Raw genomic sequence first — 11,371 nt, forward strand, 5'->3', positions numbered from 1 at the left:
AGCCGAGGTGCGTCTTCCCCTACGACCTCGTCCTACCGAGTGGTACCTGGCACACATGATGACCCGTGTGACTGGTGGTGCGCCAGCGAATCGGAAAATTCGCCGGGCCCCGGAGCGGGAAATACCCGGGTGGCGGACCCGGTTATGCCCTCTGACGCCGCGACGACCAGCCAGGTGTCGTGGTCGTGTACAGTTCTCTGGGCGGTTCTCTGTGCCGCCGTACATCTTCGCGGGCCGGCGCCCACCCGGGCGTCATCCGCACAGCCCCCGGACGGCCTTCCGTCCCCACCGTACGTCTGCAAGGAGTACCTCCGTGGCGAGCAACACCTCTAAGACCGCGCGCGCGTCCGTCCGGGCCGGCCAGGCTGGCCAGGGTGGCGCCCTCAGCGTGCTGGGCGAGTTCAAGTACCTGATCCCGCTCAACGGCGGCAAGCACGCCTACGTGCGCAACCTGACCAACGGCAAGACCGCGCACCTGCGCACCGACTCCGACGCGTTCGTCGAGGAGATCCGGGTGCTGGCCGCCGCCGGCCACGCCGCCAAGATCCGCGCCGAGATCAACGGCCTGGCCGCGTCCTACCCGGACCACGGCTGGGACGCCACCGAGAAGCGCCTGGTCGAGGCCGGCGTCTTCGAGGGCTGAGCGCCCTCACCCGCACCACCGCGACCGCCCGCCGGGATCACCCCGGCGGGCGGTTTCGCGTCCGCTCCCGCGGCAGCAGCGTGACCTCGCCCGTGGCCAGGTCGTAGAGCGCGCCCTCCACCGCCAGCTCACCGGCGTCCACCGGGCCGGCCAGCCGGTCGTCGCGGCGCAACGCGGCCACCGTGCGCCGGACGTGGCGGCGGATCGCCAGCGGATGCGCGTCCGGGTCGTCCACGCCGACGTCGGTCACCGCCGGGGCGATCCGGTCCACCACGTACGCCAGGTCGCCGCCGGGCCGCCGCCCGGTGCGCAGCGCCTCGACCGTCGAGCCGACCGCGCCGCAGCGCTCGTGCCCCAGCACCATCACCAGGCGTACGCCGAGCTGCTCCACCACGTACTCGATCGAGCCCCGGACGGCCCGGTCCAGCACGTGCCCGCCGGTACGGATCACGCAGATCGAACCGAACGTCTGGTCGAAGATCGCCTCCAACGGCACCCGCGAGTCGATACAGCCCAGCACCACCGCGTACGGCTGCTGGTCGCCGGAGGCCACCGCCGCGGCGGCGGTGACGTCGTGCCCGTGCACCGGCCGGCCGCTGACGAAGCGGCGGTTGCCGGCGAGCAGCTCGGCCAGCGCGGCGCGCGGACTGGTGGACGGCATGCCTCCCAGCCTGGTCACCGATCCGACGCCGTGGGGCCGGACCGGAATCTTCTCTCCGGGCCGGTTGCCGTGGTCTCATGGCGGGTAACGCCGGTGTCACCGCCGGGTCATCCGGTGGACACACATCGGCGGGCCCGGGAGGTGGACGATGCCGGACCTGGAACTGCGGCTCCCCGACGACGTACGCCTGCACGTCAGCGTCACCGGGCCGGTCGACGCCGAGGTCACCGCCGTCCTGCTGCACGGCTGGACGCTGGACGGGCGCAGCTGGCACCGTCAGGTCGCCGAGCTGCGGGAACGCTTCGGCGGCCGGGTCCGCCTGGTCACCTACGACGCGCGCGGCCACGGCCGGTCGAGCTGCCTGGCGCTGCGCGACGCCACCCTCGCCCAGCTCGGTGACGACCTGGCGGCGGTGGTCGACGAGATCGTCCCGTCCGGCCCGATCGTCCTGGTCGGGCACTCGATGGGCGGGATGACGGTGATGGAGTACGCCCACCGCCACCCCGACCGGTTCGCCGCGCGTACCGCCGGTCTGGTCTTCGTCTCCACCACCGCCGAGGGGCACACGCACACCGCGTACGGCCTGTCCCCGCGGATCACCCGGCTGATCCGGCTGGCCGAGACGACGGGCGCCGGGGTGCTGGCGCGCTGCGGCGGCTGGCGACCCCCGCACGCGCTGCTGCGCGCGCTGCGCCCGAGCATCCGCTGGATGCTGTTCGGCGACCGCTGCGACCCGGCGGACATCCGGCTGGTCACCTCCGCGGTGGCCCGGGCCACGCTGCGCTCGATCGGCGGTTTCCGCGCCTCGATCGGCGCCCAGCACCGGCTGGAGACGCTCGCCGCGCTCGGCGGGCTGCCGGCCGCCGCGCTGGTCGGGGACCGGGACCGGCTCACCCCGCCGCCCTGCGCCGAGTCGATCGCGGCGGCGCTGCCCACCACGGAGCTGACGGTCTGCCCCGGTGCCGGGCACATGCTGATGATGGAGCGCCCCGACGAGGTGAACGCGGCCCTCGCCGGCGTGCTGGACCGGGTGCTGGCCGGTCGCCCGGCGACCCGCCTCTGAGCGTCTCCGGCTCGCGAGCGGCACTGACGTACGCCACGTGCGCGGCATGCCCCGGCGTGCCGGTTGCCGGCGGCCCGTACCCTCATTCAGCCCGTCGTGCCCTCCGAACACAGGAGCATCCGCGTTGACCGACCAGACCACGCTGGACCGGGAGATCGCCGCCGAGCAGCGCCACCTCGACCGGGTGTACGCCAGGCTGGCCGAACTGCGCCGGTCGGCGGCCGACGCCGAGCGGGAGGGCTACCGGCTGGCCCGGGTCGGCAACTTCGGCGCGCTGGTCGAGCGGGACGCGATGGTCTTCCACGCCGCCCAGCGCCGGCACGTGCTGGACGCCGAGCACGAGGGGCTGGTGTTCGGGCGGCTGGACCTGCGTACCGGGCAGGTGCTGCACGTCGGCCGTCTCGGTGTGCGGGGCGTGGACGCGGAGACGCTGGTGGTGGACTGGCGGGCACCCGCCGCCGCCGCGTTCTACCAGGCCACGCCCTCCGAGCCGCGCGGCGTGGTGCGTCGGCGCACGATCCAGTCGGCCTCGGAGAAGGTCACCCGGATCGAGGACGACCTGCTGGACCCGGAGGCCGCGCCGCCGGACATGGCGGTGGTGGGTGACGGGGCGCTGCTGGCCACGCTGTCCCGGGCCACCGGCCGGGGCATGCGCGACATCGTCGCCACCATCCAGCGGGAGCAGGACGAGGCGATCCGTTCCCCCGGCAACGGCGTCACGATCGTCTCCGGCGGCCCGGGCACCGGGAAGACGGCGGTGGCGCTGCACCGGGCCGCGTACCTGCTCTACTCCGACCGGGGCCGGTACGCCGGCGGCGGCATCCTGGTGGTCGGCCCGTCCGGTGTGTTCGTCGAGTACATCGCCTCGGTGCTGCCGTCGCTGGGCGAGGAGACCGCCACGCTGCACTCGCTCGGCTCGCTGTTCCCCGGGCTGTCCGCGTCCCGGACCGACCCGCCGGACGTCGCGGCGGTGAAGGGTTCGCTGCGGATGCGCCGGGTGCTGGAACGCGCGGTACGCGACGCGGTGCCGGACTCCCCCGCCGAGCTGCGCCTGCTCTACCGGGGCGAGCTGCTGCGCCTGGAACGTCCCGCGCTGGACGCGATCCGGGACCGCACGCTGGCCCGTGGCGCGCGCCGCAACGAGGTACGCCGGGCGGCGTTCGACGCGGTGCTCGCCGCGCTCTACGCGCAGGCCCGTACGCTGCGGGTGGGCCGGTTGCCGGAGCAGCCCGCGTTCGAGGACGAGATCATCGAGCGGCCGGAGTTCCGCGAGTTCCTCAAGGCGTGGTGGCCCCGGCTGCACCCGCGGCACGTGCTGGACTGGCTGGCCCGCCCGGACCGGCTGCGCCGATACGCCGGGGGCGTCCTGTCCTCGGCGGAGATCCGGCTGCTCGGCGACGCGTACCGGACGCTGGCGACCGAGGGGCTGACGGTGGCCGACATCGCGCTGCTGGACGAGCTGGACGCGCTGCTCGGCAAGCCGGTGCGGCGGGCCCGGCCCAAGCGCGACCCGTACCAGCTCGCCGGTGGCGTGCGCGAGCTGAGCACGTACGCCGACCGGCAGCGCGCCGCCCGCGCGGCGGCGCGGGAGCGTCCGGACGACTACCGCGACTACGCGCACGTGGTGGTGGACGAGTCGCAGGACGTCTCGCCGATGCAGTGGCGGATGGTCGGCCGGCGCGGGCGGCTGGCGTCCTGGACGGTGGTCGGTGACCCGGCGCAGACCGCCTGGACCGGCGACCCGCAGGAGCTGGACCGGGCCCGTGACCAGGCGCTGGGCCGGCGCAAGCGGCACCGCTACGAGCTGACCACCAACTACCGGAACTCGGCGGAGATCTTCGCGGTGGCGGCGGCGGAGATCCGCCGCCTCTACCCGGACCTGCCGCTGCCCGACGCGGTGCGGTCCACCGGCGTGCCGCCGGTCGAGCGCACGGTGCCCGCCGCCGACCTGCCGGCGGCCACCGTCGAGGCGGCCGAGGCGCTGCTCGCGCAGGTGGAGGGCACCGTCGGGGTGATCACGCCGGTGCCGCGCCGGGACGAGGTCGCCGGCTGGCTGGGCGGGCTCGGCGCGGGCCGCCTCCAGGTGGTGACCAGCCTGCAGGCCAAGGGCATGGAGTACGACGGCGTGGTGCTGGTGGCACCGAGCGAGATCCGGGCCGACCCCGGCTCGGGTGTGCGCACGCTGTACGTGGCGCTGTCGCGGGCCACCCAGCGGCTCACCACGCTCGATCCCGTCTGACGGACACCCGACGTTGATCCAGCCGTCACCCACAGTTCAGTTGCATACATAGCGATGTGAACATACATTGGGCCTGGCCGGTACGGGGCAGGAAGGGTGTTGGCGTGGGCGCAGGTCATGACCACAGCGGCGCGGTGACCAACGCGGCGCACCGCCACCGGGGCCGCCTCTGGGCCGCCTTCGCGCTGCTCGCCGCCCTGATGGTGGTCGAGGCGGTGGCCGCGTTCACGACCGGCTCGCTGGCGCTGCTCTCCGACGCCGGGCACATGTTCACCGACGTCCTCGGCATCGGCATGGCGCTGGCCGCGATCACCGCCACCCGCCGCGCCGGCACCGACCCGCAGCGCACGTTCGGGCTCTACCGGCTGGAGGTGCTCGCCGCCCTCGCCAACGCCGTCCTGCTCGGCGCCGTGGCGATCTACGTCCTGGTCGAGGCGGTACGCCGGTTCGGCGAGCCGCCGGAGGTGCTGGCCGGCCCGATGCTCGTGGTGGCGGTGCTCGGCCTGCTCGCCAACATCGTCGCGTTCGCGCTGCTGCGCGCCGGGGCGAAGGAGAGCATCAACCTGCGCGGGGCGTACCTGGAGGTGCTCGGCGACCTGCTCGGCTCGCTCGGCGTGATCGCCGCGGCGCTGGTCATCGCGGTGACCGACTGGTGGTGGGCGGACCCGCTGGTCGCCGTCGGGATCGGCCTGTTCATCCTGCCGCGCACCTGGCGGCTCGGCCGGGCCGCGCTGCGCATCCTGGTGCAGGCCGCGCCGGAGCACCTCCAGGTCACCGCCGTGCACGACCGGCTGGCGGCCGTGCCCGGCGTGGCCGAGGTGCACGACCTGCACGTCTGGACGCTCACCTCGGGCATGGAGGTGGCCTCGGCGCACCTGACCACCGACCCGGGCGCGGACCCGGCCGGGGTGCTGGCCGCCGCGCGGGCCGCCCTGCACGAGGACTTCTCCATCGATCACGCCACGTTGCAGGTCGAACCCGGAGCGTCGGCCGGAGTGTGCGGCAAGACCGAGTGGTGATTAGGACACACTTAAATCACTGTGGCTAATGTAGTCTTATGCCGGTTTTGCCCCGCCTAGTGGCGTTGCTCGACGGAGCCGCGCCCGGGCAGCGCCGGTAGTCTCGGTCGCGGCCGCACCCGCGGACGCCACCCGGCCCCGGTGGGGCGGCCGTCGCCTAATCGTCCGCAGGGACGAGCCGGGGAACCACGTACGTGGGGTGCATCCGCGTCAGCGGTAGGGATCTTCCGTCCCGAACCCGTCAGCTAACCCGGTCGGCGTTGACGGAAGGACGTGTGAATGCCCCCAGTGGCACCTGTACGACGGACGGCCGCCCGGTTGGCGGCCCTGCTCGTCGCGACGCTGACCCTCGGCGTCGCGACCGTTCCGGTCTCCCCCGCCTCCGCGGCGCCGGCGACCGGCCTGCTCGCCGCCGCGCCCGGCGGCGACGACGAGGGCGGCACGCCGGAACTGCGCGCCCAGCTCGACGCGGCCAGCAAGGGCTGGCTGGAGGCGAAGGCCGCGCTGAACCGGTCGGTGACCCGCCAGAAACAGCTCAACGACCAGCTCAAGACGGTCGGCGCCGAGCTCGCCGTCCGCGACGCCAAGGTCGGCGAGATCGCCGTCGTGGCGTACCGCAACGGCCGCCTGGGCACCGCCGGGGCGCTGCTGGGCAGCAGCAGCCCGGAGGGCTTCATGGACCGGGCCGCCGCGCTGGAACAGGTCGCCGCGCACGAGGACCGTACGCTGCGCGACCTGATCGCCACCCGCGACGAGGCCACCCGCACCCGCGCCCAGCTCGACGGGGAGATCCTCGAGCAGCGCAAGCAGGTGACGGTGATGGCCAAGCGCAAGGAACAGGCCGAGCGCGCCCTGGAGGTGGCGAACGACCGCGCGTCGCGCAGCAGCAGCGGCGGTGGCAGCGTCCAGGGCACCTCCGGCAAGAACGCCAAACCGGCGCCGCGCAACTCGGACGGCTCCTGGCCGTCGGAGTCGTGCAGCGTCAACGACCCGACCCCGGCGAACGGCTGCATCACGCCGCGCACGCTGCACGCGCTGCAACAGGCGAAGGCGGCCGGCTTCACCAGGTACGTCTCGTGCCACCGGCCGAGCGGCTCGGGTGAGCATCCGAAGGGGCGGGCCTGCGACTTCGCCGCGCAGAAGAACGGCTTCGGCGGCGTCGCCACCGGCGGTGACCGGACGTACGGCAACAACCTGGCCGCGTACTTCGTGCGCAACGCCGACCCGCTCGCCGTGCTCTACGTGATCTGGTTCAAGCAGATCTGGCTGCCCAGCAGCGGGTGGAAGTCGTACAGCGGCGGCAACGGTGACCCGTCCAGCGACCACACCAACCACGTGCACCTGTCGGTGTACTGAGCACACCCGGAGAGGGTCGGCCGGATCAGGCCGGCCGGCCCTCCAGGGTCGCCCCGAGACGAGCCGCCAGGCCCAGGTGAGCCGCCCGGGCCTGGCGGAACGCGTACCCGAACAGCGGCGCCGGCGCAGTCAGCGTGATCTCCACGTCGATGCGTACCGTGCCGTCCGGCTCGTCCCGCAGGCGGGTGTGGTTGCGGACGGTCGTCGCGGGTTGCTGCCGCGCCACGGTGACGACCTCGTCCTCGCTCGCGACGAGCACGTCCGCCTGGTACGTGACCGGGAAGTGCAGCGGGCCGAGTTGCAGCCGGTCGGTGATCGCGTAGCTGGCCAGCGCGCCCGGCCGGGCCGGCAGCTTCCGGACCCGGACGATCAGCGGATGCAGCTCGCCCTGGCGACTCAGGTCACCCAGCAGGGCCACCGCGTCGGCCCGGGTGCACCGGGCCTGCACGGTGTAGCTGAAGCTGTCGCTGCTCTGCAAGCGGGCCCCCTCGCCGTCGTGCGTCGCGACGATCGTCCCGTACCGACGCCGGACTGGCAACGGGTAGAAGGTCCCCTGGCCGCAGGGGGTGTGAACGGCGCTCAGGCGCCGGGCAGCACCTCGGGGGTGTCGTCGGCGAACCACGGCTCGGGCGCGCCGAACAGGCCGAGCAGGCCGGTCACCCAGAGCTGCCGGTGCACGAACCGGCTCGGCTCGGTGACCACGAGCTTGACGCCGCTGACCTCGCAGGTCTGGAAGCCCGCGACCATGGCGCTGATGCCGACCGAGTCGATGAACGTGACGAGCCGCATGTTCAGCTCGATCCGCGAGGGACGGCCCTTCGCGAGCACCTCGGCGATCGCTTCCCGCACCTCGTACGCGGTGTCGACGTCGATCTCCCCACGGGGCGCGATCTGGACGACACCACCCGGCCGCACCGACTTCACGATCGACAGGCTCACGCGAGCACCTCCACTCGCCCATGACGGGCGCCTCATCAGTACGCGGGCCGCGACCGAGAGTATTCCTCCAACGGCCCGGTCGCCACCCCCCGGGATGAGCAATTCGCGAACTGGGCACACCTGGGCGTACTCAATCCGGACCTCCGGGTTCCAGTTTCCCCTGTACGGCGGGCCGCGGCCAACCGTGCGACCGGGCGGGCCCGCCGATCCGCCGACCAGGGTAGCTGGCGCACGCACGTCCCGTCGGCACCGGTCCCGGCGCGTTCGGGTGGTTCGTCCCGTTCGCTGCTCACGGCCGGGCACCACCGCGTGGTTTGCCGCGTGCGCCGGTGGGGCACTGCCCGAGACAGTGAACCCGCCGGATGGACACCGGAGTCCGAAGTGGCCGCCGGCCTTCGGCACCCGAGGAGGTAGAACGATGTTCGGATCCAACCTGCTGGACCGCCGGGGCAAGGCCGAGCGGGTCGCCGACCAGGCGTGGCAGAACCTGCTCTCCGCCGTCGGTTCCGCCGGTGACAGCGTGCGCGACGCCACCCGGACCGCCCGCCGCAGCTCCTCCGGCCTGGCCGACGACGCCACCGACCTGGTCGGCTCCGCCGCCGACGAGGCACGCCGCCGGGCGTCCCTCGCCTTCGACGCGCTCGCCGGCCGCCGGCCCGCCCTGCCCTGGACGCTGCTGATCGCGGCGGCGCTCACCGGCGCGGCGATCGGCTGGGCCGCCGGCACCGCGGCGCGCGCCGCCGGCAGCCGGGACCGGGCCGCCGAGGAGATCGAGTTCGTGGACGTGGATCGGCCGAACTCGCCGGCCGGCCTGGACGGCTGACCCGCCCGTACGACACCACGACGGCCGCTCCCGGGAGTCCCGGGGGCGGCCCTCGTGCTGCCTCACCCACGGCGGGTGAGGGCCGTTCACCCGGGGCGCGCGCAGGATCGCGGGTGCGGGACCACGTGCCCGTGCCGCGATCGACGGGAGGGAGAGCCGGATGACCACCGACACGATCACCCGTACCGACCGGGACATCCAGTCCGCCGTGCTCGACGAGCTGACCTGGGAACCCCGGGTCGGGGCGGACGAGATCGGGGTGACCGTCACCGAGGGCGTGGTGACGCTCACCGGCCGGGTCGACAGCTACGCCAAGAAGTGGGCCGCCGAGCGGGCCGCGCACCGGGTCGCCCGGGTCCGCGCGGTCGCCAACGACCTCGCCGTCCGGATCGACACCGCGGCCGGGCGGGAGGACCCGGAGATCGCCGTCGCGGCCGTACGGGCGCTGGAGTGGGACGCGTTCGTGCCGATCGAGGCGTTGCAGGTGACGGTGGCCGACGGCTGGGTCACGCTGCACGGCGAGGTCGAGTGGGAGTACCAGCGGCGGGCCGCCGAACGCTCGGTCGCCCGGCTCACCGGCGTGTGCGGGGTGAGCAACGGCATCGCGGTACGCCCCGCGGTGCGCGCCGACGGCGGTGACCTGGCCGAGCGGATCGTGGACGCGCTGGCCCGCAACCGCGCCACCGAGGCCGAGGAGGTCGACGTGCGGGTGCACGGCGACACGGTGCTGCTGGACGGGCGGGTCCACTCGCCCGGCGAACGCGAGGAGATCGAGCGGGTGGTGTGGAACGCGCCGGGCATCCGGGAGGTGCGCAACCACCTCGCCGTGCGATGACGGGAACCACCCCGCCCGGGTGAGCCCGCCTCACCCGGGCCGCGGGCATCGTGGGCGGCATGAGTGATCCGAACGGGCTGATCACACCGGGCACGGACGCGCCCGGGTTCACGCTGCCGGCGACGCCGGACGGGCGCGAGGTGGGCCCCGGGCAGTTCCGGGGGCGTCCCGTGGTGCTGGCGTTCTACCCGGCGGACTGGTCACCTGTGTGCGGCGAGCAGATGACCCTGTACCAGGCCGCCCTGCCCGAGCTGGAGCGGTACGGCGCGGTGCTGCTGGGCATCTCGGTGGACGGCGTCGACTCGCACCGGGCGTTCGCCGAGAGCCGGGGCATCCGGTTCCCGCTGCTCGCCGACTTCGAGCCCAAGGGTGAGGTGTCACGCCGGTACGGTGCGTACGCGCCGCACGGGCAGTCGGACCGGGCGCTCGTGGTGATCGGCCCGGACGGCCGGGTGGCCTGGAGCCATCTGTCCCCGCCCGAGGTCAACCCGGGTGTGGACGGCATCCTCGACGCGCTGGAACGGCTGGACGCGGATCGGCGGGTGAGTGCCGGATGACCACGCCACTTCAGGTCACCACCGCGCGGCTGCGGATCCCGGTGACCGACCGCGACCATGTCCGCGGGCCGGTGGACGCGCCGGTCACCATCGTCGAGTACGGCGACTTCCAGTGCCGGTTCTGCGGCGCCGCGTACCCGAACCTGGCCGAGGTGCTGCGCCAGCGGGCCGACGTGGTGCGGCTGGCGTACCGGCACTTCCCGATCACCAACGTCCACCCGTACGCGGAGAGCGCCGCGGAGACCGCCGAGGCCGCCGCCGCCCGGGGCCGGTTCTGGGAGATGTACGACTGGCTCTACCAGCACCAGGACCAGCTCGACCCGGTGCATCTGTCGCTGGGCGTCGAGCAGATCGGCCTGTCGCCGGAGGAGATCGCCGCGGAGGTCGGCCGGCAGGAGTACGCCGACCGGGTCCGGCAGGACTTCGTCGGCGGCATCCGCAGCGGCGTCAACGGCACGCCGACGTTGTTCGTCAACGACGTCCGGCACGACGGCGGCTACGACCTGGCCGAACTGCTGGCAGTGGTGGACGCCGCCACCGACGACGGCTGACGGTCAGATCAGCCGCAGCTCGCGCGCCCGCCGGACGGCGTCCCGCCGGCGGGTCGCGTCGAGCTTGCGGTAGATGTTGCGCACGTGCGTCTTCACCGTGTTGACCGACAGTGACAGCTCGGCGGCGATCTCCACGTTCGACAGGATGCTCTGCAGATACCGCAGGATGGTCAGTTCCCGCTCGGTGAGCGGCTCGTCGAGCGTCCGGGCCGGACCGTCGGCGGTCGCGGCCACCGGTTGCGCGTCCGCGCCGCGCACCAGCTCGCTCACCGTGGCCCAGTACGCGGTGCCGGAGTCCAGGCGCGCGGCGAGCAGATCCCGTACCCCCGGTTCGGCGCGGGTGAAGACGCGCCGGTAGCCGTCCGGCTCGGCGAGCGCCAGCACCTCCTCCAGCAGCCGGCCGGCGCGCCGGGCGTCACCGGAGGCGTCCGCGAGCGCCGCGTCGAGCAACCCGGCGCCCAGCCGCACCGGCAGCGGCCAGTCCGCCGCGCCGGACCCGGTCCAGTCGGGCAGCGCCCGCTCGGCCGCGCGGGCGTCACCGGCGCGCAACCGCAGCCGCGCGTCCGCCAGCGCCGGCGCCGGCCCGTCGCCCGCCGCGTCGAGCAGCGCCCGGGCGCCGTCGACGTCACCGACGACGGCGCGTACCTGTGCCTCGTCGGCGGCCAGCCACGCACCCAGCTCCGGG

13 protein-coding genes and 1 riboswitch are annotated in these 11,371 nt (G+C 74.0%); of the genes, 9 read left to right on the forward strand and 4 right to left on the reverse strand.

What is annotated here, in order from left to right; all coding sequences use genetic code 11:
* The first annotated feature begins 313 nt into the window (after positions 1 to 313).
* Complete coding sequence (locus ACPCK6_RS08725; RefSeq protein WP_013287842.1) at positions 314 to 643, forward strand: hypothetical protein; 330 nt, start codon at positions 314 to 316, stop codon at positions 641 to 643.
* 37 nt (positions 644 to 680) lie between these two features.
* Here the strand turns inward: ACPCK6_RS08725 and ACPCK6_RS08730 are convergent, their stop codons facing one another.
* On the reverse strand, positions 681 to 1,304 hold the full coding sequence (locus ACPCK6_RS08730; protein WP_396882657.1) for a carbonic anhydrase: 624 nt from the start codon (positions 1,302 to 1,304) through the stop codon (positions 681 to 683).
* A gap of 148 nt (positions 1,305 to 1,452) precedes the next feature.
* Between ACPCK6_RS08730 and ACPCK6_RS08735 the strand changes: the two genes are divergently transcribed.
* The 4 genes from ACPCK6_RS08735 (at position 1,453) to ACPCK6_RS08750 (ending at position 6,981) form a co-directional block, all read left to right on the forward strand.
* The gene (locus ACPCK6_RS08735; RefSeq protein ID WP_423480820.1) at positions 1,453 to 2,367 is read left to right on the forward strand and encodes an alpha/beta fold hydrolase; all 915 of its coding nucleotides are present in this window, start codon (positions 1,453 to 1,455) and stop codon (positions 2,365 to 2,367) included.
* Positions 2,368 to 2,491: 124 nt separating this feature from the next.
* Entirely contained in the window at positions 2,492 to 4,606 is a 2,115-nt protein-coding gene (locus ACPCK6_RS08740; protein WP_423480821.1) for a HelD family protein, read from the forward strand.
* Positions 4,607 to 4,710: 104 nt separating this feature from the next.
* Positions 4,711 to 5,625 carry a cation diffusion facilitator family transporter gene (locus ACPCK6_RS08745; protein WP_396882660.1) on the forward strand — a complete coding sequence of 305 codons (915 nt, stop codon included), beginning with the start codon at positions 4,711 to 4,713 and terminating at the stop codon, positions 5,623 to 5,625.
* A gap of 144 nt (positions 5,626 to 5,769) precedes the next feature.
* Positions 5,770 to 5,900, forward strand: a riboswitch (cyclic di-AMP (ydaO/yuaA leader).
* Between the two features lie 4 nt (positions 5,901 to 5,904).
* Positions 5,905 to 6,981 carry a coiled-coil domain-containing protein gene (locus ACPCK6_RS08750; RefSeq protein WP_423480822.1) on the forward strand — a complete coding sequence of 359 codons (1,077 nt, stop codon included), beginning with the start codon at positions 5,905 to 5,907 and terminating at the stop codon, positions 6,979 to 6,981.
* A gap of 25 nt (positions 6,982 to 7,006) precedes the next feature.
* Here ACPCK6_RS08750 and ACPCK6_RS08755 read toward each other — a convergent pair whose 3' ends face one another.
* On the reverse strand, positions 7,007 to 7,459 hold the full coding sequence (locus ACPCK6_RS08755) for an SRPBCC family protein (RefSeq protein WP_318335168.1): 453 nt from the start codon (positions 7,457 to 7,459) through the stop codon (positions 7,007 to 7,009).
* 101 nt (positions 7,460 to 7,560) lie between these two features.
* Positions 7,561 to 7,920 carry an STAS domain-containing protein gene (locus ACPCK6_RS08760; RefSeq protein ID WP_013287849.1) on the reverse strand — a complete coding sequence of 120 codons (360 nt, stop codon included), beginning with the start codon at positions 7,918 to 7,920 and terminating at the stop codon, positions 7,561 to 7,563.
* A 418-nt stretch (positions 7,921 to 8,338) separates the two neighbouring features.
* Between ACPCK6_RS08760 and ACPCK6_RS08765 the strand changes: the two genes are divergently transcribed.
* The 4 genes from ACPCK6_RS08765 (at position 8,339) to ACPCK6_RS08780 (ending at position 10,686) form a co-directional block, all read left to right on the forward strand.
* Positions 8,339 to 8,743: a hypothetical protein gene (locus ACPCK6_RS08765; protein ID WP_194802242.1), complete on the forward strand. Its 405-nt coding sequence runs from the start codon at positions 8,339 to 8,341 to the stop codon at positions 8,741 to 8,743.
* Between the two features lie 160 nt (positions 8,744 to 8,903).
* Positions 8,904 to 9,578, forward strand: a complete 675-nt coding sequence (locus ACPCK6_RS08770; protein WP_135241477.1) for a BON domain-containing protein — start codon at positions 8,904 to 8,906, stop codon at positions 9,576 to 9,578.
* A gap of 59 nt (positions 9,579 to 9,637) precedes the next feature.
* Positions 9,638 to 10,135: a redoxin domain-containing protein gene (locus tag ACPCK6_RS08775; RefSeq protein WP_396882662.1), complete on the forward strand. Its 498-nt coding sequence runs from the start codon at positions 9,638 to 9,640 to the stop codon at positions 10,133 to 10,135.
* Complete coding sequence (locus ACPCK6_RS08780; protein ID WP_318335170.1) at positions 10,132 to 10,686, forward strand: DsbA family protein; 555 nt, start codon at positions 10,132 to 10,134, stop codon at positions 10,684 to 10,686. Before ACPCK6_RS08775 ends, ACPCK6_RS08780 begins: the two co-directional genes overlap by 4 nt.
* Before the next feature lie 3 nt (positions 10,687 to 10,689).
* On the opposite strand, the gene ACPCK6_RS08785 is transcribed toward ACPCK6_RS08780, so the two are convergent.
* Positions 10,690 to 11,371 (reverse strand): helix-turn-helix transcriptional regulator (locus ACPCK6_RS08785; RefSeq protein WP_423480823.1); only part of this gene is annotated, 682 nt, incomplete at its 5' end.

This window comes from Micromonospora sp. AB353 (genome assembly GCF_049538395.1).
Lineage (GTDB): Bacteria > Actinomycetota > Actinomycetes > Mycobacteriales > Micromonosporaceae > Micromonospora > Micromonospora aurantiaca.